This is a genomic window from Shewanella saliphila (assembly GCF_014648295.1).
Taxonomy (GTDB): Bacteria; Pseudomonadota; Gammaproteobacteria; order Enterobacterales; family Shewanellaceae; genus Shewanella; species Shewanella saliphila.
Genome location: NZ_BMQV01000007.1, coordinates 20,310 through 45,611 on the forward strand (window position 1 = coordinate 20,310; position 25,302 = coordinate 45,611).

At 42.1% G+C, this 25,302-nt stretch carries 24 protein-coding genes; 6 read left to right on the top strand and 18 right to left on the bottom strand.

Annotated features, from left to right (window positions below; all coding sequences use genetic code 11):
• Positions 1-137 precede the first annotated feature (137 nt).
• Positions 138-746: a TatD family nuclease-associated radical SAM protein gene (locus tag IEY48_RS05320; RefSeq protein WP_188918032.1), complete on the top strand. Its 609-nt coding sequence runs from the start codon at positions 138-140 to the stop codon at positions 744-746.
• A gap of 69 nt (positions 747-815) precedes the next feature.
• Positions 816-3,062, top strand: coding sequence for a PAS domain-containing protein (locus IEY48_RS05325; protein WP_188918034.1), 2,247 nt, complete (start codon positions 816-818; stop codon positions 3,060-3,062).
• 34 nt (positions 3,063-3,096) lie between these two features.
• Here the strand turns inward: IEY48_RS05325 and IEY48_RS05330 are convergent, their stop codons facing one another.
• The 10 genes from IEY48_RS05330 to IEY48_RS05375 all read right to left on the bottom strand — a co-directional run bounded on the left by IEY48_RS05330 (position 3,097) and on the right by IEY48_RS05375 (position 14,626).
• Positions 3,097-4,548: a hypothetical protein gene (locus tag IEY48_RS05330; RefSeq protein ID WP_229786334.1), complete on the bottom strand. Its 1,452-nt coding sequence runs from the start codon at positions 4,546-4,548 to the stop codon at positions 3,097-3,099.
• 67 nt (positions 4,549-4,615) lie between these two features.
• Positions 4,616-5,137: a hypothetical protein gene (locus IEY48_RS05335; RefSeq protein WP_188918036.1), complete on the bottom strand. Its 522-nt coding sequence runs from the start codon at positions 5,135-5,137 to the stop codon at positions 4,616-4,618.
• 64 nt (positions 5,138-5,201) lie between these two features.
• Positions 5,202-5,906, bottom strand: coding sequence for a hypothetical protein (locus IEY48_RS05340; protein WP_188918038.1), 705 nt, complete (start codon positions 5,904-5,906; stop codon positions 5,202-5,204).
• A 337-nt stretch (positions 5,907-6,243) separates the two neighbouring features.
• On the bottom strand, positions 6,244-6,984 hold the full coding sequence (locus IEY48_RS05345) for a DUF481 domain-containing protein (RefSeq protein WP_188918040.1): 741 nt from the start codon (positions 6,982-6,984) through the stop codon (positions 6,244-6,246).
• Positions 6,985-7,120: 136 nt separating this feature from the next.
• Positions 7,121-8,461, bottom strand: a complete 1,341-nt coding sequence (locus tag IEY48_RS05350; protein WP_188918042.1) for an MATE family efflux transporter — start codon at positions 8,459-8,461, stop codon at positions 7,121-7,123.
• A gap of 184 nt (positions 8,462-8,645) precedes the next feature.
• Entirely contained in the window at positions 8,646-9,710 is a 1,065-nt protein-coding gene (fba, locus tag IEY48_RS05355; RefSeq protein WP_188918045.1) for a class II fructose-bisphosphate aldolase, read from the bottom strand.
• 150 nt (positions 9,711-9,860) lie between these two features.
• Positions 9,861-11,036, bottom strand: coding sequence for a phosphoglycerate kinase (locus IEY48_RS05360; RefSeq protein WP_188918047.1), 1,176 nt, complete (start codon positions 11,034-11,036; stop codon positions 9,861-9,863).
• 81 nt (positions 11,037-11,117) lie between these two features.
• Complete coding sequence (gene epd / locus IEY48_RS05365) at positions 11,118-12,137, bottom strand: erythrose-4-phosphate dehydrogenase (protein ID WP_188918049.1); 1,020 nt, start codon at positions 12,135-12,137, stop codon at positions 11,118-11,120.
• Between the two features lie 185 nt (positions 12,138-12,322).
• Positions 12,323-14,317: a transketolase gene (gene tkt / locus IEY48_RS05370; protein WP_188918051.1), complete on the bottom strand. Its 1,995-nt coding sequence runs from the start codon at positions 14,315-14,317 to the stop codon at positions 12,323-12,325.
• 153 nt (positions 14,318-14,470) lie between these two features.
• Positions 14,471-14,626 (bottom strand): hypothetical protein, encoded by a 156-nt coding sequence (locus IEY48_RS05375; RefSeq protein WP_188918053.1) that lies wholly within the window; start codon positions 14,624-14,626, stop codon positions 14,471-14,473.
• Between the two features lie 229 nt (positions 14,627-14,855).
• On the opposite strand from IEY48_RS05375, the gene metK reads away from it, so the two are divergent.
• Both metK and IEY48_RS05385 read left to right on the top strand, forming a co-directional pair.
• Positions 14,856-16,007, top strand: a complete 1,152-nt coding sequence (metK, locus tag IEY48_RS05380) for a methionine adenosyltransferase (RefSeq protein ID WP_188918055.1) — start codon at positions 14,856-14,858, stop codon at positions 16,005-16,007.
• Between the two features lie 348 nt (positions 16,008-16,355).
• Entirely contained in the window at positions 16,356-16,934 is a 579-nt protein-coding gene (locus IEY48_RS05385) for a GNAT family N-acetyltransferase (RefSeq protein ID WP_188918057.1), read from the top strand.
• 9 nt (positions 16,935-16,943) lie between these two features.
• On the opposite strand, the gene IEY48_RS05390 is transcribed toward IEY48_RS05385, so the two are convergent.
• The 3 genes from IEY48_RS05390 to IEY48_RS05400 are packed head-to-tail and all read right to left on the bottom strand — an operon-like array spanning position 16,944 to position 18,090.
• Positions 16,944-17,306, bottom strand: coding sequence for a hypothetical protein (locus tag IEY48_RS05390; RefSeq protein ID WP_188918059.1), 363 nt, complete (start codon positions 17,304-17,306; stop codon positions 16,944-16,946).
• Entirely contained in the window at positions 17,306-17,869 is a 564-nt protein-coding gene (locus IEY48_RS05395) for a GNAT family N-acetyltransferase (RefSeq protein ID WP_188918061.1), read from the bottom strand. Before IEY48_RS05395 ends, IEY48_RS05390 begins: the two co-directional genes overlap by 1 nt.
• A gap of 2 nt (positions 17,870-17,871) precedes the next feature.
• A complete protein-coding gene (locus tag IEY48_RS05400) occupies positions 17,872-18,090 on the bottom strand; it encodes a hypothetical protein (protein ID WP_188918063.1) in 219 nt (72 codons plus the stop codon).
• 123 nt (positions 18,091-18,213) lie between these two features.
• Between IEY48_RS05400 and IEY48_RS05405 the strand changes: the two genes are divergently transcribed.
• Complete coding sequence (locus IEY48_RS05405; protein ID WP_188918064.1) at positions 18,214-18,630, top strand: META domain-containing protein; 417 nt, start codon at positions 18,214-18,216, stop codon at positions 18,628-18,630.
• Positions 18,631-18,856: 226 nt separating this feature from the next.
• A complete protein-coding gene (gene argR, locus IEY48_RS05410; protein WP_188918066.1) occupies positions 18,857-19,327 on the top strand; it encodes a transcriptional regulator ArgR in 471 nt (156 codons plus the stop codon).
• 112 nt (positions 19,328-19,439) lie between these two features.
• Here the strand turns inward: argR and IEY48_RS05415 are convergent, their stop codons facing one another.
• From IEY48_RS05415 to IEY48_RS05435, 5 genes are all read right to left on the bottom strand, one after another.
• Positions 19,440-20,378 (bottom strand): Dyp-type peroxidase, encoded by a 939-nt coding sequence (locus IEY48_RS05415; protein ID WP_188918068.1) that lies wholly within the window; start codon positions 20,376-20,378, stop codon positions 19,440-19,442.
• Between the two features lie 197 nt (positions 20,379-20,575).
• On the bottom strand, positions 20,576-21,610 hold the full coding sequence (locus IEY48_RS05420; protein WP_188918071.1) for an ABC transporter ATP-binding protein: 1,035 nt from the start codon (positions 21,608-21,610) through the stop codon (positions 20,576-20,578).
• Position 21,611: 1 nt separating this feature from the next.
• On the bottom strand, positions 21,612-23,243 hold the full coding sequence (locus IEY48_RS05425; RefSeq protein WP_188918073.1) for an ABC transporter permease: 1,632 nt from the start codon (positions 23,241-23,243) through the stop codon (positions 21,612-21,614).
• Between the two features lie 72 nt (positions 23,244-23,315).
• Entirely contained in the window at positions 23,316-24,323 is a 1,008-nt protein-coding gene (locus IEY48_RS05430) for an extracellular solute-binding protein (RefSeq protein ID WP_188918075.1), read from the bottom strand.
• Positions 24,324-24,511: 188 nt separating this feature from the next.
• The gene (locus tag IEY48_RS05435) at positions 24,512-25,261 is read right to left on the bottom strand and encodes a ferredoxin--NADP reductase (RefSeq protein ID WP_188918076.1); all 750 of its coding nucleotides are present in this window, start codon (positions 25,259-25,261) and stop codon (positions 24,512-24,514) included.
• Positions 25,262-25,302: the final 41 nt, after the last annotated feature.

The following is a 25,302-nucleotide window of genomic DNA, read 5'->3' on the forward strand; positions in this document are numbered from 1 at the left end:
CTCAACATAAGCCAATGAGTTAAAAAGCAGAGCAATATTCGCTCTGCTTTTTTTATGTTTTATGCGAGCCAAACAACAAAGCAACGGCGGTTATTTCGCTACAATATGCTCATGTTAATCTAATCATCATAACCATTATGAGTACAACAAAGCCTACTTTAATTTACGATATCGGTAATCACCGTTATCTCAACATTACTGCTAGATGTACGTTAAGATGCCAATTTTGCCCCAAACACAATGGTTCAAAACAGGTGCATGAATACGACTTATCATTAAGTAAGCCCATCACAGCAGAAGACATCATTCCGCTACTTGGCGATGTCACACAAATTGAAGAATACGTATTTTGTGGCTTTGGCGAATCAACTTTAAACTTGAGCTGTTTATTGCAAGTCGCAAAAGAAATTAAAGCCCGGGGCGGTAAAGTCAGAGTCAATACCGATGGGTTAGGCAATCATTTTCATCGTCGTAATATCCTGCCAGAATTAAGCCAGTATGTAGACAGTTTATCGATTTCACTCAATGCCGACACTCCAGAGGGGTATTTGCAGCACTGCCGACCTAAGTTGGCGAACTCGTACGAAGCGCTGCTTAAATTTATTGAGTTAGCTCCGCAATACATTTCGCAAGTGCAGGTCACAGCCATAAATGGCTTAGACAACGTGGATATTGAGCGTTGCCGCGCTATAGCTGAACAATACGGTACGCAATTTAAGCAACGAGAATTAGATAAGATTGGCTAAACTAGACATTCTTCCTAACGCACCTTCATGCTAATATTGCTGACAAGTGAATGCTAAAAAAGTAACTCAATGTTTAAACGCAAAGTGGTAAGCTCTTCTAATCCGTTATTAATTTCATCACAAGCAGCACGATGGTCACAGCAGCATATTTTATCGCTACTCAGCCAATTAATTATCTTGCTCATTGCGGTGTTTATTATCACCAACATGGTTGTAAATCTAGGCGAACGCCGTTTACAAGAAGACTGGGCAGATCAACGTTACAGTGAACTGCAAACTGTCGCCTCGTTGGCGTCGGATAAAGTCGCGTTTCTACAATTTAGAACTCAAACCTTTGCTAAAGCTGAGTTACTTAGACAATATTTGCAGCAGCCTTCAATAGCGCAACAACGTAAAGTCACCGACAGCTGGAGTTCGCTCACCCAGAACATTCCTGAGCTGCTAGGGTTGTCTCTGTACGACCCGCAAGGACATTTACGATTTTCAACCACCGACAGCTTTGACAACATGCAACTACCTGCCGCGCTGTTAGGTTCTGGCCGCAATATGGGTGGCAGCGACATTTACACGTCGCCAATGTCATTCACCCCCATAGATGGCCGGCTTGAGCCCTACTTTTATCAATTATCTTGGATAGAAAACCCCGACCAAAGCGTTAAAGGTTATTTAGTCACTTATAACTCAATCACCAAATTACTTGAGTCAATCAAGCCGGCATTTTTTAATCAAAACTCGCCTATGTTGTTACTCGACACTCAAGGCTTTTTATATGCTGGAGCAAATCAACCTGAACCTTTAAGCAATATGCCAGACTCATTAGGGTCAAGTCTCAAGCAAACCTATCCCGATTTGTGGAAAGACATGGCAATGAATAATTTTGGCCAGTTTTATAGTAACGATGCCACATTTGTTTATTTAAAAGTTGAGCTCACCAGCCAATACGAAACCAAGAGAGAATACTTTTTATTGTCGTATATCCGTCACGATGATATTGCTTCCCGCTATCTAGAATGGCGCATGGTGATTTTAATTGCAGGAGTATTAATAGCCCTACTTGCGTCGGCCTTAATCGTATTACGACACCTGTTTGTGCTTGAGCGCCGAGCTAAACTCAATAGCTTACAGTTAAGCCATGGGCTGTTTAACAGTGAAATGAGCTGCCTGATAGTCAATGATAGCGGCCGAATAAGCAGTGCCAACTTTAAAGCAGCCAAAGCGCTAGCCTTGTCGATCGACACCTTAACAGATCGTAATTTTCAACGTGTATTGCAACTCGATAACGAGCGCTTTGAGCAAATAAAAGAAGCCTTAGCGCATCACCAACAATGGCGCGGCGAAGTGAGTATTGAGAGTGTTAATAGCACTTTACAAACCCACATAAGAAGTGAGCTATGCCCCAATAGCAAAGAGTCATATTGGTTGGTTACCTTTGAAGATATTACCATTTTATATGACAGCCAACGTCAAGCCTATTTGTATCAACTGTTGAGCGACAGCGCCGTCGCCACTGCATTAACGGATTCGAGCGGCAAGTTGATTAAATGTAATAGTCAGTTCGATCACCTCATGGTACTCAATGGTGAAACCGATATCCCTATAACCGATTTATTGGGTAGTGAGCTTAAAAACCAGTGGCAAAACATTTGTGCCCAAATTAGCTTACAAGGTGAATGGACTGCGCAAATCATGCCGTTTACGCAAAGCCGTTATAACCAATGTCTAAAAACTACATTGGCTGGGCAACTTACATTTGATGGTGATATTGAATACTTAATTTGTACCTTTGAAGAAACAGTCCCCACGGTAGCCGTACACAATAGCAGTAACGTATTTGGCCATAGTAGCGCCATTGTTTTACGACTAACCGAACTTGAGCATCACTTCAATAATCTCAATGAGCAAACCAAAATTCAATCGAGCTTGTTAGTAATGGACATTAACCCTGAAGGCATTTTCAGTAGTATGGGCAACATGAGTCAACTAGAAAAACGCCAAAAAGACATTGAATTACAATTGTTAATCGAATTACCACTTAACTATCAAATAGCCCAGTGGCAACTCGGTAAGTTAGTGATCTTATTGCCAGAGACCAATGCCACTAGTGCACATCAATACGCAATGAATGTGATGCACTGCTTAGCTGAAAACCAGTTGGCTGAAGGGATTAACATTGGTATTGCAGGGTATATGTCTCCGCAAAGTTTAGAGCAATATCTGGCTAATGCTGAAATTGCTCTAAAGCGGGCTAAGCAGTCGGTTGACCAAAATATTTGCCAAGCGTTTACTCGCCCAACCTATGCCGACCACCTCAATTAACAATAAGCCGAACCTTGGCTTATTGTTTATTGGGTCAGGGTTCGACTTGGTGATGATCTACGACCTGAGTCTCTTCGTGTAAGTTACTGTCAGCTTCAGATGTAAAAGGTTGAATGTTATCAGGCAGTTTACTTTCGGTAATCTCAACAATATTTGAGCGATTCATCGTGACTTTAAAGCGAGCATACTCAGGCTGTTGCTTACCATCTCGTAACACAGCAACAAGATTCACTTGATAACGGCGCTCAACAGATTCATTACTGATATTACCGTCAGACTCTTTATAAATCTTGGCTTTACCGCGTTCTAAATGACGAGCAAACGGCACTAAGCTGAAGTTAACCTGCTCTTGAATTTCTGAATATCCGGCCTCAAAAGGTTTATTCGCCACTTTAGTGGCAATACGGTAATGCAACACAGTCGAGTCGACCTTATTTTGGCTATTTCGATGTTTCATGATTTCAGACACAGTATCTGGAATGTCTTGCGAGCGCATAAACTCAAGCCAAACTAGCTGCTTAGCGACAATCGCTTGAGTACTAGTGTCGCGCAAAATACGGCTCCAACGTGGACGACCGCGTTGAATAAAACGCCACATAGCATTACGAAAATCTTCTTTAAAGATTTCCCTAAACCCGTAAATTACCGCAAGCGTAAGGACTAGGGTTAAGGTTAAACCATTAAAAAAGCCCTGGGCTTTAATAATTAACGCCGACACGACTAACATCACCAAACCGGTAGCAAGGCCTGTGACAAACTTCTTTAACCCTATGCCAAGTGGTTTTAACTCTTCTTTTAATACCACGCCTTGCTGGATAAGACGTCGTAGCAACAGCATTTTATTCGATATCCGATTGGCATCTTGTTGGGTTTGCATCGAATTGTATTTACACACTTGTTCGCGATAATAGTTTTCGCTACGACATAAATCCAAAGCCTTATCTTTCACTTCGCTAAAGTCTGAACTACGAGGCGAATGAGCTAATATTTTAAGTAATTGCTGCTCACAAAACCACGAAAGGTAATTATCTGCGTGTTCAAAATATGATTTCCATTTGGGATCGCTCGGTTCATTACGACGAAATTTTTTGAGTAATTGACCCACCACATCACACAGCTCGTCTAATGCCAGATAGAAGTCACTGGCATCACTTTTTTGGCGCAGTTCTTTACCGTCAGTTTCGATAGCGACAGCAAATTGATAGGCAAATAAATTAAGGTATAAACGAAACTCTTCCATAGTCCGTTTGTTTAAACTAATAAAACGAGACTGAACGAGTGGCAGGTGTAAACCTTTGGAGTAATATGAACGACGGCCTAAAATACCACTATGATAATATTCTTCTTCATCGAGAGTGTGTGAACCGATCCCCATCTCTGTAGGCAAATAGAAGTACAAATCAAATGTACGCTGATCCCCGGGAGCCATTTGATGGCTAAATTTGATTGATAACGCTTCTTCTTGTTTTACTTTAACTTTTGCCACTGTTTTAAATTACATACCATTTAAAGTTTCGCCGATGTTATCGATATTAACCTAAAGATGAATTTATTCAATGTGGCTGAGGCAGAACTGCCGGTATTATCTCACAAGACCAAATACTATTACTGGGTATAAATGTTAAAGTTGCCCGCGATTGGTCATCGTTGATACTGTTGAGTTGCACCTCTAGCGGTAATGTTTCACCATTAATAAGTTGTGTTTCACTTACCGTTAACTCATTCAACAAATATCCAAGTAAGATACTGTCATCATTTATTTTTTTGTTTTTTAGCCTCATTTGTAATTCATAATTCAAGGCGTAAAAATCGACTTTAACCACATCACCTTGCAACACAATTGATTCCGCTGACGATAATTCATTACCCAAATGGTAACGCAAAACAGCATGTTGATTTTCAAGTGTGAAGGTTAACAATAATTCACTGACAACAGAGGAAGCTGCCTGGGTTTGTGGCGGGTCAAAATAACTATCAGCACGGCAAGACAAGTGCCATTCTTGATGCAGGGGAACAAAACGTTCAAGCGCGTGAGTAAAAGTAAATAAGACAAACACCCACGTTAATACAAACAACAACTTTCCTCGCTTTGATTGTAATAATCGCCGCGCTCTTTTTCGCCACTTAAATCCTATTCTGTTAACCACAAATCAGCACCTTATGCAGCCATTCTTGAGTGATAAATGGCGAGTGCATGTCATCTACAGATAATTTAATATTTTTAAACTGCAATGATTGCGACTCTGATTGACTCAAAATAAAGCTCACATAATGGCGATCTGTAGACATCGCGGCGCTGATTGAGTTCCAACGTACATCATGGCACTGCTGTAATTGAGTGGATAAACAATCAGCATGCAAAATGGCATCTTGTGGGGATTGATTATCAAATACCGATAATTGCACCACTTGCCCATCTGCAGTGAGTACCTGCCTTATGACATCTGCTTTTGCAAATAACGGCGGATGAAGATTAGACAACACAAACAGTAGCACTGCCAATAATGCCAAAATAATAATCCCGTACTGACCCCAGGTCAGTAACCGGTTAGGTAAGTCGAGTATTTTAGTATGTTTACCGTGAGTAGCAGGATAAAGAATGACACCTTGCTGTGGGATGTACTCTACAAGGTTAGAATGCTTAGCACATAAGTAATCAATAACATGATAAATAATGCTGATGAGTTCATTTTGAGATAATTGGTGGGCACCGCTGTCGAGCACTACGGTTTCGAGCATTGTTAATGGCACAACTTGACCCCGATGCAGAACTAATTGTTCTAGCACCCAATATTCATGATCGTTTAAATGCCACTGAGTCGATTTTGCCTGATCAGTTAACAAACGTCGCTCTTTATCAAACCAACAACATCCTATTTGCATGGTACTGTCTCAGCGTCGCTACTGATAAAAAAGTATACTCCTAAACCCAAGCTAATTTGAATAAATGCCATTAAAACAAGCTAATAAGATTGTTATTACGTGAACCGCCCCCCGAATATGACGGTTTTATGAGCTATGTATCACTGGGGTACAATAAAGCGAATAATACCAACAATATCCACTTTCTACGCTATGTCAGCAAGGAAAAACCCCTAATGACATCATCCACCCCCCTACTTGCTCGAAACGCAGGCATAAAAAAAGCTGGCTAAGCCAGCTTTTTCACGATGACATTGGCTTAAAATGAATAAAGCAATGTCATGTTAGTTTCAGTGTCAGTGCTTTTCTTGTCATCAAGCGGATCACTGTTATAACGAACAATTACAGCAAACTTCATCGCTAATGCGCCAATAATGTTCGCCGTTAGCGAGGTTTCTGAGCGTCCATCTAATTTTTCACCCCAGTCAGCAACAAATTTTTGCTGAAACTTAGATGACTCACCGACTTTAGTTTGAAAGTCGACCACGGCGTGAAGCACGATACTGTCATCACTGTCATAACCTTCAGCTAGTGAAGTTTCATCGTCAAGCTGCTGATAAATATAACCAGGACCAGCCTCAGCTTTTAAAGACATTCTTTCTGTATCAATAAATCGATAACCGTAACCCGCAGAGGTTGTAGAGGTAAAGTCGTAACCGGTGAATGGATCAACTTCATAGTTGGTGTTAGCAAACGCATAGCTAACATCATTTATTTGATAATCGCCTTGTATGCCAAAAAAGTAACGTTTTGCGGTGACTTCTTCGGTATCTTCTTTATATAACCCTTCTAACACATACTGGTTTTCCCAGTTGCCTAGCTCTTGCTTTAAAGCTAAACGTGCTTTTAATGAAGAAGTATCAGTGTTACCAGTGGTTAATGTCGCACCTAACTCAGCTTCACCAGCAAAAGTGGCATCGCCTTCAACAAAATCACTTCCAGCGTGTGCTGCAAATGGCATGGTCAGTGTAATAGCTGCGGTAAGTAGCAGTTTATTCATGTCATTACGTCCTTTATTTACGATTTACAAATCGTTTAGATGGCTATCTAGTCTAAATTTGCAGGCATATTACCACTTTCAATGCAGGATTGACAAAAATGTGACCGCAATCAACATGAAACAACTTACATTAACATCAAGCAACTAGGCTTTTGGACTGCCAGCGACCACTGCGCCAACGCCATAGCATCGCTAGCCCTCTGACCCACTCATCTAATGTTAATGCCGCCCAAATGCCTATCAAGCCAAATTCAAAATGAATCCCTAGTACGTAAGCGCCCGGCACCGCGATACACCACATAGAAAACACTCCCATAAAGAATGGGAACTTAGCATCACCACTCGCACGCAGTGCATTAATCACAATAAGATTAAATGTGCGGCCAGGCTCCATCAATAACGTGAGGATGAATAACTGACCCACTAACAGGGCTATGTCGGTTTCATCAGTAAACAAAGCCACCAGATTGGGTCCTAAAACCGCAGCAACTAACGCAACGACAGTGGTCACCATTAAGCCTAACTTTAACGCGCGGTACATTTGATGCTCTGCCGCTTTAAGCTTTTTAGCGCCCACCATATGGCCGATAATAATCTCGTTACCAATGCCAATAGAGAGACCAAACAACAAGATAAACATACAAATTTGAAAATATAATGATTGCGCAGCCAACGCCTTATCGCCCATTAACCCCACAAACGATGTCACTACCATAAATTGCAGCATCCACGACAAGTTTTCACCCGCCGCAGGTAAACCAATATGAAACACCTTTTTAAGCATCTTTGTGTCTGGACGTAATATACTTGGTATATGTAATTTTATGCCGGTATAACGCACAAACAATACCACCATAATGGTAACACCCACGAGACGCCCCGCAACCGTACTTATCGCAACGCCAGCGACGCCCATTTGCGGTATGCCAAACCAACCGTAAAGCAGCAATAAGTTACCCACAAAAGTAATAATATTCATCGACAAAGTGACCCACATGGCTTGTTGAGTAAACCCATGAGCACGCATGCCTGCCGCTAAGCACATTGCCATGGCTTCAGGAATCAGACAAAAGCCGACAATGTGTAGATACAACTTACCATCGGCCATTAACTCTGCGGGTAAATTCATTAAATTCAAAATAGTGGTAGAGCCTAATAAAATAGCGGCTGCGGCTACCAGACCCACTAAAAAGTTAAAACCAATAGACGAGTACACCACCGCGCTGGCTGCGGATTTATTTTTTGAGCCTAAGTATTGGGTGATCACTACACTTGCGCCAATACTGACGAAACTAAATAACGTAATCGCCAGCTCAAACACCATATTACCGACAGATAACGCCGCGACGCCTTGGTAAGACACATGGCTGATCATAAAGGTGTTAATCGCCGCCGTTAAAAAGTGCAAAGCAAAGTCAACGAACAAGGGCCAAGTTAATGAAAATAAGGATAAAGGCTTATCTGAATTGGAGTGCATGAGCTGTTCTACTGTGAGTGTAAAATGAAATCTTGGTGGGGTTATAGCAATTAACTATGACATTTTAAGGGCGCAGATCATGGGTGATGACGCTTAAAATATCAACATTTTTCGTCATTACATTACAAAAAAATGGCCCACTGAATTCAGTGGGCTATTTAATAACAATATTCGTTAATTTGGTTTACATGATTTTTGGATCAAGTTCACCAGATTGATACGCTTTATACATTGCTTGTAAAGACTTAGGCTTAATTTTAGACCCCATACCAGCACAACCAAATGCATCATAACGAGTGGTACAAATGTCTGCCATCGCTTCCATCGATGCTTTTAAGAATTTACGAGGATCAAATTCAGCAGGGTTTTCAGCTAAGAATTTACGCACAGCGCCTGTTGAGGCTAAACGTAAATCGGTATCGATATTCACTTTACGCACACCGTGCTTAATGCCTTCGACAATTTCTTCTAATGGTACACCGTAAGTTTCTGGGATCTCACCGCCGTATTGGTTAATGATTTCTAACCACTCTTGCGGTACCGACGAAGAACCGTGCATAACCAAATGGGTGTTTGGAATACGTGCATGAATTTCTTTAATGCGGTCAATACGTAACACATCGCCGGTAGGCTTACGGCTAAACTTGTAAGCACCATGGCTAGTACCAATTGCAATCGCTAATGCATCAACATGAGTGTCAGCAACAAAACGAGCCGCTTCTTCTGGAGTGGTAAGCATTTGGTCCATGCTCAAAGTGCCAACTGCACCAATGCCATCTTCTTCACCTGCTTGGCCAGTTTCTAAACTGCCTAAGCAACCAATTTCACCTTCAACTGACACACCACATGCATGAGCAAATGCAACAGTACGACGAGTGACGTCGACGTTGTATTCATACGATGCAGGAGTTTTACCGTCAGCCATTAAAGAGCCATCCATCATTACAGATGACATACCTAACTGAATTGAACGCTGACAAATATCAGGATCAGTACCGTGGTCCTGGTGAATACACACAGGAATATCAGGATACTGCTCAAGAGCCGCTGCCATAAGGTATTTTAAAAATTGTGGGCGAGCATATTTACGTGCACCAGCAGATGCTTGCACAATCACAGGGCTGTCTGTTGCTTCAGCCGCTTGCATAATCGCACGCATTTGCTCAAGGTTGTTTACGTTAAATGCAGGGACGCCATAATCATGCTCAGCAGCATGATCAAGTAGTTGTCGTAGAGAGATAAGAGCCATTTTGTTCTCCATTAATAGGGTGATTGCTCACCTAGGTCGCTATCGTTTGGACGGATTTTTAACGCTGCTACAACCTCATTCCGTTAAGTTGTAACAGCGCATTTTCTTATAATAATTATATTTTTATTTACAATAACTTAAGACGTGAACTTATGCGCCACGTTTTTCAAGCATTGCCACTGCAGGTAATTCTTTGCCTTCTAAAAACTCAAGGAAAGCACCACCACCAGTAGAGATATAAGACACTTTGTCAGCAATGTTATATTTATCTACCGCGGCTAGCGTGTCACCGCCGCCCGCAATAGAAAATGCTTTTGACTCTGCAATCGCTTGCGCGATGCGTTTAGTGCCTTCACCAAATTGATCAAACTCAAATACACCGACAGGGCCATTCCAGACGATGGTACCGGCTTGTTCAATAATTTTTGCCAGTGCTTCTGCACTATCAGGGCCGATATCAAAAATCATATCGCCGTCGGTTACATCCGCAACTGATTTAAGCGTTGCCGCGGCTGTTGGGCTAAATTCACTGGCCACAACCACATCGGTTGGCACAGGAATATCACCACCACGGCTTTGGGCGTTAGCCACAAGGCGCTTAGCTTCTTCAACTAAATCGGCTTCATATAGTGACTTGCCCACTTTATAACCGGCAGCTGCGATAAAGGTATTGGCAATACCACCGCCCACTACAAGCTGGTCAACTTTGCTTGATAGGCTTTCAAGTACCGTTAACTTAGTTGATACTTTTGAACCACCCACAATGGCCACCATTGGGCGCGCTGGGTTATCAAGCGCTTTGCCTAATGCATCGAGCTCTTGTGCTAATAACGGACCAGCACACGCCACCGGGGCATAGACACCAACACCATGGGTAGATGCTTGAGCACGATGCGCCGTACCAAAGGCATCCATAACGTAAACATCACACAATGCTGCCATTTTCTTGGCCAATGTGTCATCGTTTTTACCTTCACCTACGTTAAAACGTACGTTTTCAAAAACCACTACTTCACCCACTTTAACCTCAACACCGTCAAGGTAATCGCTCACGAGGCGCACTGGGCAATCTAATGCTTTTGCTAAATAGTCAACAACAGGCTGCATTGAGTATTCAGCATTAAATTCCCCCTCTGTTGGGCGACCTAAATGCGACATCACCATCACGGCGGCGCCTTTTTGCAATGCTAGTTGAATGGTTGGCAACGACGCACGTAAACGCGCATCACTGGTCACCACACCGTCACTGACAGGCACATTTAAATCTTCACGAATAAGCACGCGCTTATTTTGTAGATCTAAATCTGTCATATTAATAATTGCCATAATTAGCCTTTCCTTTTTAAGTTAAAAACAAAACTTGGACGTAACCGGCTTAATACCCATTACTGATAAATTGATTGATGTCTATTGCACTTGTTTAGCTTGGATCATAGCTAAGCTCGTATCGAGCATACGATTAGCAAAACCCCATTCGTTGTCGCACCACAATAATAATTTGACCAGGTGGCCGGCGCTAACACGGGTCTGAGTGCCATCGACAATACTTGAGCGCGGATCGTGGTTAAAGTCACACGACACTAACGGCTCGTCAGTATAGCCTAAAATACCATTAAAACTGCCGTTTGACGCAAGTTCTAACACTTTGTTGATTTGTTCAATATCGACTTTTTTATCGAGGGTGACAGATAAGTCGATCGCGGTCACATTAATAGTGGGAACCCTTACCGAAATCGCTTCAAACTTATCTTGCATGTGAGGCAAGATACGTTCAATACCCCGGGCTAATTTGGTGTCTACCGGGATAATAGATTGCCCAGCAGCACGCGTACGGCGCAAGTCATCGTGGTAAGCGTCAATCACCTGCTGATCATTCATGGCCGAATGGATAGTCGTTATTGCGCCACTTTTAACCTCAAAATGCCTATCTAGCACATCAATAACCGGCACAATACAATTAGTTGTGCATGACGCATTTGAAATTACTGTGTGTTCAGGACGCAATAAATCATGATTAACACCATAAACAATAGTGCCATCAACATCGGCAGACGATGGGTGACTGATCAACACTTGCTTAGCACCCGCTTGAATGTGCGCCTCGCAAGCTTGACGGTCGATTAAACTACCAGTGGCTTCATATACAATATCAATATCAAGCTCGCTCCAGGGTAATAAACTGGCATCAGCTTGATTAAACAATTGAATATTGTCATCACCAATCAACAGCTTGTCGCCATCGAGGCGGACTGTGTGCTTAAAACGTCCGTGGGTAGTATCGTATTGTGTAAGATGACAAATGGCTTCAGGTTTGGCGAGTTCATTAATCGCGACAATCTGAATTTGCTGGCGTTTACCCGACTCGTACAATGCACGAAGAATTGAGCGGCCAATTCGACCATATCCATTAATTGCAACTCGAATCATTTAGGGTCCAGAGTAATTAACCTAAGCACATGTTATTAAGTCAGTTATATAAAAAGCCGAAACATGAGTGACTTAGCATATTATTTTTGTGAAATTGCAGCCATAAAAAAACGACCTACAATTGCATTGCAGGTCGTTATTATACAGATTAAACACTTAATAGATAAGTGTTTAATGGCAAGCGATTATCCTAAAGACTGGACAGTTTTTACGACATTATCAACAGTGAAGCCGAAATGCTTAAGTAAGTCACCGCCTGGCGCAGATTCACCAAAGGTGGTCATGCCTACTACGCCGCCTTCAAAACCAATGTACTTGTACCAAAAATCAGCATGTGCAGCTTCAATGGCCACGCGCTTAGTAACAGCTTTTGGTAGTACTGATTCTTTATATGCTGCATCTTGCTTGTCAAATTCAGTGGTTGATGGCATAGAAACCACACGCACTTTTTGACCTAGCTTAGTTAACTCTGCAGCAGAATCCATGGCTAATTGCACTTCACTACCGGTAGCAATCAAAATAACTTCTGCAGTGCCTTCGCAATCAGACAATACATAGCCACCTTTAGCCACGTTAGCTAATTGCTCAGCAGTACGCGCTTGGGCTTTAAGACCTTGGCGGCTAAAGATTAATGATGTTGGTGCATTACGACGTTCAATCGCAGCCTTCCAAGATACTGCGGTTTCAGCCGCATCACATGGACGCCATACTGCCATATTTGGGGTTAAACGTAAGTTTGCAAGTTGCTCAACCGGCTGGTGAGTAGGACCATCTTCACCTTGACCGATAGAGTCATGGGTATAAACGAAAATGTTTTGAATGCCCATTAATGCAGACATACGGACTGCGTTACGTGCGTATTCCATAAACATCATGAACGTCGCACCGTAGTTGATAAAACCACCGTGTAATGATGCGCCGTTCATAATGCCACTCATACCGAACTCACGTACACCGTAATAGATGTAGTTACCGGCTGGGTCGTCTTGAATACCTTTTGAACCAGACCAAAGCGTTAGGTTTGAACCCGCTAAGTCGGCGCTGCCGCCTAATAGCTCTGGCAACATTGCACCAAAGAAACCAATAGCATTTTGTGAAGCTTTACGGCTGGCAATGCCTTCCGCTTTTTCTTGGCATTCTTGGATATAAGCTTGTGCTTTTGCTTCAAAATCAGCTGGTAAATCACCATTTAATACACGACGTTCGTATTCAGCAGCTAATTCAGGAAATGCAGCCTGGTATGCAGCAAACTTGTCATTCCATAATGCTTCACTCGCCACACCTTTTTGCTTAGCATCCCAACCTGAATATACGTCAGATGGAATATCAAACGGTGCATGTGGCCAATTTAAGAATTCACGTGCAGCTGTAATTTCAGCATCACCTAATGGTGCGCCGTGACAGTCGTGGCTGCCAGATTTGTTTGGCGAACCAAACCCAATAATGGTTTTGCAGCAAATCATAGATGGCTTATCTGTTACTGATTTAGCTTCTTCAATTGCAGCACGGATTGCATCTGGGTCATGACCATCAACACCAGCAATAACATGCCAGCCGTATGATTCAAAACGCTTAGGTGTGTCGTCTGTAAACCAACCTTCAACATGACCATCGATAGAAATACCGTTGTCATCCCAAAATGCCACTAACTTACCTAGGCCTAAGGTTCCTGCTAATGAACTGGCTTCGTGAGAAATACCTTCCATTAAGCAGCCATCACCTAAGAAACAATAAGTGTAGTGGTCAACAATGTCGTGACCTGGGCGGTTGAACTGGGCTGCTAAAGTTTTTTCAGCAATGGCCATACCCACAGCGTTACTGATACCCGCGCCTAAAGGACCCGTTGTGGTTTCAACACCAGGCGTATAACCAAACTCTGGGTGACCCGGCGTTTTAGAGTGTAACTGACGGAATTGCTTTAGCTCTTCAATAGGTAATTCATAACCCGATAAATGCAGTAAAGAGTAAATAAGCATTGAACCGTGACCGTTTGATAAAATGAAACGATCGCGATCAGCCCAGTTTGGGTTAGTCGGGTTATGCTTTAGAAAATCGTTCCATAGCACTTCTGCGATATCAGCCATCCCCATTGGTGCACCTGGGTGACCAGAGTTAGCTTTTTGAACCGCGTCCATACTTAGGGCGCGAATGGCATTAGCGAGTACTTTACGAGAAGACATGCTCTCTCCTGCTTGTTTGTGAGATCTAACGGCAATTGTGGATAGGCATTTTCCCCTACTAGGCGGTGGGACGCAAATTAAAATTTTTCGGGTTGTTTTTATTGGTCCTAACGATGATGTTTATTGCACGCGGCTTTGTATTCCCCTACAGGTTTAACTCAAGTTAGCAATAAAGCCGCTGTCGATATCTGGTGCAATTAGCAGTAATGATTTGTTGACACTGGCACGATTAATTAAAGAAACGTGATGTATTAAGCCGTCTATTTCCACTACTAAAATCACATTATTAGCAAAAAAATTGTCCAACATTTACCATCCCACTGACAGAAAAAACTATAAGGATACTCATTTAGTCACTGCAATTCAGATAGTTAACCTATTTTCATTCAAACCAAAAATCCAAGATGTAAAATAGATTGCTGATGTAATGCACAATTCTTAGGTTAAATTCGTATTAGGGGGGTGTTATCAATTTCGATTTCGATTAAAATAGACGTCTAGACGTATATTCAAATGCAACCAACGAGATTTTCCAATTATGGCAAAGCACTTGTTTACCTCTGAGTCGGTCTCAGAAGGTCATCCAGATAAAATCGCCGATCAGATTTCTGATGCGGTATTAGACGCAATTCTTGAGCAAGATCCAAAAGCTCGTGTTGCGTGCGAAACATATGTCAAAACAGGCATGGTATTAGTGGGCGGCGAAGTCACCACTTCTGCTTGGGTCGATATTGAAGAAATTACCCGTAAAACTGTACGTGAAATTGGTTACACCCATTCAGATATGGGTTTTGATGCTGATTCATGTGCCGTATTAAACGCCATTGGTAAGCAGTCTCCGGACATTAACCAAGGCGTTGACCGCAGCGATCCTGCAGAACAAGGCGCAGGCGATCAGGGCTTAATGTTTGGTTATGCCAGCAATGAAACTGACGTATTAATGCCAGCACCGATTACTTATGCGCACAAATTAGTGAAGCGTCAGTCTGAAGTGCGTAAAGACGGCACATTACCTTGGTTACGCCCAGATGCAAAAAGCCAAGTTACTTTTGCATACGATGAAGGCAAAATTATCGGTATTGATGCCATTGTGTTATCAACACAACACCGTGAAGACGTGACTCAATCTGATTTGATTGAAGCCGTAATGGAAACCATCATCAAGCCAGTATTACCTTCACAGTGGTTAAATAAAGACACTAAATACTTTATTAACCCTACCGGTCGCTTTGTCATTGGTGGTCCTGTTGGCGATTGCGGTCTAACGGGTCGCAAAATCATCGTAGACACTTACGGCGGCATGGCGCGTCATGGTGGTGGTGCTTTCTCTGGTAAAGACCCATCAAAAGTTGACCGTAGTGCAGCTTATGCAGCACGTTATGTTGCTAAGAATATTGTCGCTGCCGGTCTTGCTGATCGTTGTGAGCTTCAGGTGTCTTACGCTATTGGTGTTGCTGAGCCAACATCTATCAGCATCGAAACTTTCGGTACTGGTAAAGTGTCTGAAGAAGTATTGATTAAGTTAGTGCGTCAACACTTCGAACTACGTCCATATGGCTTAACTGCCATGTTAGATTTGGCGCGTCCTATCTATCAACAAACTGCAGCTTACGGTCACTTTGGCCGCGATATCTTCCCTTGGGAAGCGACAGACAAAGCTGAAATATTACGTACAGATGCCGGTTTATAATTAATCTTGCATGGCTATAAAAAAACCGCCTTATGGCAGTTTTTTGTTACTAGGGCCTGTTTATCTTTGCTGATTGAATTTTGTTCGAGTTAAAAACGTTTTAATCGAGGCGAATGGATTGATGCCTAGTCATCTAAGCAAAATCCATTCAACAAAGAGTAAAACGTTTTTAGCCGAACCCTTCGGGCAGCGTTTGTTGGCCATTTTTACTGCGTTATCGACTTTTTATGTAGAATAACTACACCTCGAAGTCTCTGCCGCGCAGTTGTATATGTGAGTAATGGCCAACAATTCGCTGCAAAAACAACCTTGAAAGATCAACAGGTCCTATAAATAAAGTCAAAACTAATGATTAAAGCAGACTGGATAAATACTGACCTACTGAGTGGAAGTCAGGATTGTGCTGATAGCCTAACTCAAATAAAACAATGGTCAGCGCTAAAGCTTTTTTACCGCCAGTATATGCCCTATGCTAGGGTATCCGCGAAAGAGTCTGTTGCAGTAATTTGCCAACATCACACCCCTGCTCTGGCTGATGATAAACCTCCGTCAATGGCGCAAGCTATCACGACACAAACCTTAACGGGTTCAAACAAAGCATTCAGCTCACCAGCCAACATTATTGCGGCTGTCAGAATAAAACCCGTGGAGCAGTTTCAACTAATTAACGGCGTATTAGTTAAACCCGACTCCCGCGGCAAAGGTGTCGCGAGCGATTTACTCAACTTCATAAACCCGCATTTAATCGATAAAAAATGCTTTTTATTTACTGAGGCAATACTGCAGCCTTTGTATCAAAAACAACAATTTAATTTAGTGACACCACAACAAACCAATCAAATTCCCGCAGATATTCTCCAGCTGTATCAGCGTTACCATAGCGATCAGCGCCCCCTCGTCATAATGCAACTATGCCGAACGCTCTAAAGTGTGAATTTAACAGTGATCAAAGTGGGCACTTTCAATACACATAAAATCCACTTGCTGCATAGACATCACAGGCACACTAACAACATCCACTGATGCGACATCAATCTGCTCAAGTTCAATTTTCGTCATTAATACAATCGGATCGGCATAAGAGTTACAAAGCCCGCAATATAACCAGCAATCCCCCCATTGCACAAAATAGCCACGATTAACCTGCTCATTGGCAGCAGATGCTAACAGATTTGCCTCTACACATTGATACGCTTCACCAGCCTCAGTTAGCACGGCTGCAATTAATTTCATATTATCAAAAGCCGCCAACCGCAATGCTAAATAGGGGCTAAACAGGGTTTCAAAATTCGTCGTCATTAGTTTGCCTCAGTAGATTGATGAGTATGAGTTACCAGTAACTGATAATCGCGTTGCTCAAACCTAAAATTCTCGAGCACTTGCATAGCGGCTTTATTTTTGTGCGCCGCAAGTGAGCGTAAGTTTTCTGCTGAGATAAAGGTCACCAAAAATGGATAAATGTCTTTTACCTGATTTTTAAGCTCATTAACTAACTCCTCAAAGATTCCTTGGCCTCGATAAGATGGGTTAATCCAAACAGGTCCATATTGGCAAGTGTTTGTGGTTGATAATGCACAACCGTCTGCATCAGCAAATTTAATCCGTTGAATAATGTGGCGATACAGTGGTTGAGATGAAAAAAAAGCCCACTTAGCCGCCACGACATAACCGATAATTTGACCTTGATCCTCAGCAACCACCAGCCAGTGGTGATTGATTAACGTTTTTACCTCATTAAGAGTAAACGAGTGCGCGAGCAATGCTGCAACAGGCTGGGTGAGCTCGTCATTAATATGCTCGCGTTCTAATTGCACAATGGCTGCTGCGTCCTTTAATACGCCTTTGCGAATAGTGAATAGCATGACTACTCCTTTGGTTTGTCTGACGTCGGTTGATTTCGTGCCCACTCAAACACAAGTGCCACAGGTAATGGTGACATAATTAATGTACCAACGCCTATCAGTGATGCAACGACTAACATGCCACTCACAAGTTGGGCTACATCTGTCTGCCAATACAAGAAAATCCCAACTAATAACATAACGATGCCAATAAAATGCAGTGCTTTTAGCAGTTTGATCATATACGTACTCATTACAGGTTAAATTGTGTTAATTAAACCAACAAAAGATGACCATTATCAGCCTAAATGTATTCTCGCAGTAGCAGAATAACCGCTACTTTTTATTATAGGAGCATTCGTCGCATGATAAAGCCTACTCTTTGTGCCATAGGATTACTTTTTGGCCTTAGCGCTTGTCAAACTCAACCGCAAATGGCCACACCACAACAATTACTTGGCACATGGAATGTTGAGGTTGTAGTCAATACACCTGCCATTGACTACAGTCCCGCTAATATTGCCTTTTCTCGAGATGGCCAATTAAGCGGCCATAATAGCTGTAATCAATTTTTTGGGCATTATATTCAACAAGGCCATCAATTACAGATTGCCACGCAAGGTGCCACCATGAAAGCTTGTATTGATGATCTGATAGCGCAAGAAGCAAAATTAATGCAGGCGATATCATTGGTAAAACACGTCAATATTTCAAATGGTAAGCTTAACTTAATGGCTGCCAACGGTGACACTTTACTGGTATTAACTAAACACTCTGGCTAACAACACACATCATCTAAATCATGAGGCATACCTGCCAATCAGCTTTGCCTTACGTTCACGGCTCGGCGTAAAGTGTCAGCATAAAGTTCCACTTTGCAAATGAATTTTTATTCAACAAATCTGATTCGTTCTTGACTTAATCAGGCAATCTATTCAAAATGAGCTAGTTTTTTTGAATAACAATTATAAAATTTTTTATATAACAACTATAAGATGAATTTTCACTATGCCAGCGACAAAAAATCAGGATGAGCTCGTAAAAACCTTTAAAGCGATTCTAAAAGAAGAGCGCTTTGGAAGCCAAAGCGAGATTGTTAATGCGCTACAAACCGAAGGATTCGGTAATATTAATCAATCTAAAGTGTCGCGCATGCTTAGTAAATTTGGCGCGGTTCGTACCCGCAATGCCAAACAAGAGATGGTATATTGCCTTCCAGCTGAACTCGGGGTGCCCACTGCTGGTAGCCCATTGAAAAACCTCGTGCTAGACGTAGATCATAACCAAGCTATGATTGTGGTACGCACCAGCCCAGGAGCAGCACAATTGATTGCCCGTTTACTCGACTCAATAGGTAAACCAGAAGGTATTTTAGGTACGATTGCAGGTGACGATACTATCTTTATCTGCCCAGCCAGCATCAAAACAATTGATGACACGCTTGAGACCGTTAAATCACTGTTTAATTACACCGAATAAAAATGTGATTTAAGTGACTAAATATTCGACGTTGTATTTTGCAACGTGATCGTTATCCAAAATACAAAAAGCAATGCTATCGCATTGCTTTTTTTTATTCTTTTATCAAGCGCTAAGCATCATCAAATTGAGTTAAAAAATCAAGTGATGGTACAAAGAATGAAGAGCCTGTAAGTGCTTTTGTGAATAGCATTAAATGGTCGTGATTACCGTGAGCATCACCATGCACCATACTGCGTAACATTTTCTCAAAATGCTCAGGTGTACGACACACAGAAATAAACACTAATCCCTGCTCTTTTACCGAACCATAAGGCATGCTTTGGCGTAAAATTTCAAGCGACTTACCTTGATCATCTTTTAAATTAACCCGCTTAGTATGACTGGTTAGAGGCTTATCTTCCGATTCATATTCAATATCGTCAACCTTGGTACGCCCGTAAATATCTTCTTGCTTTTTAAGGGGTAAACGATGCCACTTACTTAAATTATGCTTGTACTTTTGTACGTGGACATAACTGCCTGAAGTAAATTCTGCGTCTTCATTACCCACTAATGCCACTTCTTGGCGATGACGACCTTTCGGGTTTTCGGTGCCATCAACAAAACCGGTTAAATCGCGGCTGTCCATAAAACGGAAACCACGCTCTTCATCAACAAGCTCAACCAAGTCTTCAAACATTTGGTTAATCTCATTAGCAACTAAATGCAAAATATCGTAACGGTCACAGCGGATATGCACAAAAATATCATATTCCATCGCTGGTGCATCACGGTTACCTTCATTCATAGCCGGAAATGGCTTTAATAATGCTGGGCGAGCTTGAGGATAAAAGGTGTCCCAAAAATTAGCGCCAATACCCACAAAGCCATTAAAAGCACTGTCAGCATATTGGTCCGTGAGTTCATAAATGTATTGCGCCACATTGGCAATTGAAGGACGTAATTGTTCTTCTACGCCGTCGATGGCGTTAAACATTAAATACACACTGTGTAAATTACCTTCAGCGCAAATCCCTAATTGTTCACGAGGCATAACTTGGTTACCCATATTTACTCATCCACCTTAATACTTTATGTCGGCCTAAATGCTTATAACTTAACAATTTGATCATATTTGATTTGATATCATTAAGCCAAAACACTTTAGCTTAAATACAAACAAATTACTTGATGTACTCTCACATTTAAATCAATAACTGCCTTAGTTGGATAATTTTTATCAGTAAAAACTAATAAACTTTAGCATTATTCACTAAACACCACTAACTGATGCTCTGGAATAACTAATTGCACTCGCTGTCCAATGTTAAAATTCATCATTGGGCTGTTAATTTCTAAAAACACCCCATGTTGTAAAACATGATAATGGCAAACAGAGCCTAAAAAGCGCCTTTCGATAATTTCAGCGTCGCCTTTGTCATTGGCTTGTAGCAAGATTTGCTGCGGTCTTAATAATAGCTTCCCTTTAGAACCGATAGCATGAGGTAGAGCTGTCGTACTAATGACACTCCCTAAAGGTGAATCAACTTGTTGTTCAGCGGTTACCGTCACATCGAGATAATTTGTGGTCCCTAAAAAGTCGGCAACGTAGTGACTGTTTGGGTTTGAATATAAGGTTTCTGCAGCGCCATGTTGCACTATCCGCCCTTGTTCAAACAACGCTAATTGATCGGCAAAAACAAAAGCTTCGTCTTTACTGTGAGTGACAAACACAGCACTGACATTACGCTGTTTTAAAATAGCACGGATTTCTAGCATCATCTCATGGCGCACCTGAGCATCGATATTAGAAAAAGGCTCATCAAGTAGCATAAGTTCTGGCTCATATGCCAGTGCCCGCGCAATGGATACTCGTTGCTGTTGCCCACCCGAAAGCTCATGAGGATAACGCTCACCTAGCCCGGTTAACTTAACCAGTTCAAGCATGTCTTCTAATCTTGTTTGGCGCTCAAGCTTATTTAAGCCTTTTACTCCAAATAAAATATTGTCAGCAACCGTTAAATGAGGAAATAAGGCATAATCTTGAAAAATCATCCCCACGCCTCGTTGTTCACTGGCAACAAAAACGCCATCACCACTGAGCACCTGCCCATTAATGCTAATGCTACCTTCACTGATAGCCTGTAACCCCGCTATCGCTTTTAACAATGTGGTTTTACCGCAGCCACTGGGACCCAATAACGCGACGATTTCGCCTTGTTGTAGGGTTAAATCTAACTGCTTTAATATCACCTGCCCCTGGTAATCACTGGTGACATTATGAATAGATAACGTAGACATATTAGCGTGATTGCTCCAACGAACGATTCAAATAAATCAATGGTACTAGCCCGACCAACACAATTACAATTGCGGCTAAAGCCCCATGCTCTAACTTCTCATCTGAGACAAATTGAAAGACATACGTGGCTAGGTTTTCAAACCCAATAGGGCGAAGTAACAATGCTGCAGGTAATTCTTTCATGCTTTCAATAAACACTAATAATGCACCCGCAAACATGCCTTTACGTAATAACGGAAGGTGAACACTGCGCAATAATTGCCGAGGTGATTGGCCTAACGTGATGCTCGCCATATCAAGCGACGGGGAAATACGCTTATAACTGCTCTCTAGGCTGCCAATCGCAATCGCAACAAAACGCACGCAAAATGCAAAAATTAACGCAAATACGCTACCCGTAAATAACAGTCCGGGGCCTTTGGCACCAAACCATGTCATTAAGTCATTAATGGCAAAGTCAGCATAGGTCAACGGAACCAATACACCAATTGCTAATACCGTGCCGGGTAAGGCATAGCCAGTACTGCTCAAGCGCGACGCAAGCTTATCGCTTGGGCGCGGGCTCACGCGCCGAACAAACATTAACACCACCGCAAAAGCCACACAGATAAAACTCACAATAGCCGCTATATATAAACTATTAATGCTGTACTGCCAAAAACGGTCATCCCAACTTTCGCTAAAGTAGTCAACAGCGTATGCGCACAGCACAGCAAAAGGCAGTATAAATGATACCACCAATAAGCCCATACAATAGCTCCACGCCGCCCATGCTTTGGTTGGTGCTAAATGATATCTATCAGCTTCATTTAATCTTGACTGTTTTTGAAATAATTGCTGTTTACGCCGAGCAAAACGCTCAACTCCCACCATGCTAAATACCACCAATAACATAATGGCCGACAACTTAGCCGCTGCGGTTAAACTGCCATAACCTAGCCAGGTGTCGTAAACCGCAGTGGTTAATGTTGGCACAGCAAAATAACTTACCGTGGCAAAATCGGCAGCGGTTTCCATTGCCACTAAGGCTACACCCACGGCTAGAGCTGGGCGTGCCATAGGTAAGGCTAATCGCCAAAAGCTGCGCCAAGGCCCACACCCCATCACTCTAGAGGCATGTAATAAGTGAGACGATTGCTCCATAAATGCAGTGCGAGCCAACAGGTATATATAAGGAAACAATACCAACGACAACATAATTGCTGCGCCGCCAATACTGCGAATAGCGGGGAAGTAATAATCTTGAGGCGTTTGCCACTCAAACCATGTCCGCATTGCCCGCTGCACAGGGCCTGCATAGTCGAGCATATCGGTATAAACATAAGCGACAATATAAGCAGGCATGGCCAGAGGTAATAACAATAACCATTGAAAATAACGTCGTCCAGGAAACTCACAACGAGCCACAAACCAAGCGGCAGGTATAGCGATGACGAGTGAGCCAAACCCAACAAGTAACATTAGCAGTAAGCTATTGTAAATATAGGTAGGCAATACCGTGTCAAACAGATGGGTGAATACCGCTTCGTCTGGCTGAGTAGCCTGGACAATAAGCGCAAGTAGCGGTAACAATAATACTGCAGTAATCAAATAACCAATAAGCGACCAGCTTCTGGTTAACCCTAAGATCATAAAGTCTACCGAATTAATTCAGCGCGTTATTATTTTTTAACAACGCGCTGATACTGAAAAAACCGCACTTAATTACAGATCAAATTTTACTTCATCTAATAACTTAATTGCTGCTTGATGATTTTCTGCTAATTTATAAATAGGCAGTGAATCCGCTTTAAAGTCGCCCCACGATGCAACCAGTTCAGATGGCGCAACATCCGCCTTAACGGGATATTCCATATTCACTTCAGCATACATGCCTTGAGCAACATTTGAAGTTAAAAACTCCATCAATTTGATCGCATTATCTTTGTTAGGTGAATGTTTTGCTAAAGCCATACCTGATACGTTGATATGCGCGCCACGGTTTTGTTGATTTGGAAAGTTAATATAAACCGCTTCAGCCCAGCTCTTTTGGTTTTCATCCATCATCATTTTACCGTAATAGTAGCTATTACCAATGGCGATATCACATAAACCTTCTTTAATTGCTAACACTTGGGCACGGTCATTACCCTGTGGCTTACGAGCCAAATTAGCTTTAACACCTTCAAGCCATACTTTAGTTTTAGCTTCACCGTCGTGGGCGATCATTGAGGCAACAAGGGCTACATTGTAAGGATGCTTACCACTGCGGGTACAAATTTTGCCTTTATATTGCTCTGACGCTAAATCTTGATAATCAATGTCAATTTTGCCGGTACGCTCTTTTGAAGAGTATACATTACGTACACGCATGGTGAGTGCATACCAATCGTGATTAGGCGAGCGATATTGTGCAGGGATATTTTCATCAATAGCAGGACTATTAACTGGACTAACTAAGTCTTTTTCAACTAATTCCATTAAACGCGAAAAATCAGAAGTTAATACTACATCAGCAGGAGATAAACGACCTTCACGTGCTATACGCTCTGCAATACCATCTTTAGCGAAGACCACATTCACATCTACGCCGGTTTGTTCAGTAAATTTTTCTAGGATTGGCTCAACTAAAAATGCTTGGCGATAAGAATAAACAGTCAGTGGATCTGCTGCAGTAGCAGAAAATGTCATACCGGCTAACCCTAACAATACGACGTTATTGAGCAATTTCATTGTGGCACTCTCCTGTGATCAAACTTTGTAAAAGCCTTTTAAAATATAAGTGATAATAATTATCAATTGCATACATGATAGATAAACGTCACATATTGAGCAAGCACTGTTTAATTTTTTCGTATTTTAAGTCAACAGAATGTAAACACCCTCTCCTCTACAGAAATTCAATTAGTTAAAAATGCAAGTTACCAATATTTTTCAACGGTAATTTGTCCAGGTGTACGGCGTAAGTTTTTATTGAGTCCCTTTTCGATTAACGCGGCTTGCGCGTCACTAATCATTCCGGGGTTACCACAAATCATCACTTGTGAATGTTCAGCGTTAATGCCCAAACCGGCTTTTTGTTCAATTAAACCACTGCTTATTCCATCAGGGATCCGACAAGAAAGTGCATCAGGAAAATCTTCACGGGTCACGATAGGAATAAAAACAAATTGCTGGGGATATTTTTGTTGAAACTGCTTAATGGTATCAAGATAAGCTAAATCTTCAGCCAGCCTGACACCATAAACCAGCACTACTTTTTCAAACCTTTGCCAAGGTTCATCGGTTGCCAACATAGAAATAAACGGCCCAACAGCGGTTCCGGTCGCTAAAAACCATAAATGTTTACCTTGTAAGGCGCCTTGTGGGATCTCATCTAAAGTCATAAACCCGGTGGCTTTAGGGGTAATTTCGATTGTGTCACCTGGGGTTAGGCTTTGCAGATCGGGAGAGAGTTGCCCCTCCTCTACCGCCACAGCAAGCACTTCAACATAATCAGTGCCAGGCGGGTTAACAAGTGAATAAGCTCGGGCTACGCGCTTATCGTCGCGTTTTTGGCTTAGCTTAATAAATTGCCCAGCTATAAAGGGCTCAATATCAGCTTTGATACGCAAAGAAAACAATTTGTCATTCCAGTCAATGCGCTTGAGTACAGTACCGTTAATCCACATGGCGAATATCCTTCTAGATTTGGCGATAAATAATAATACCA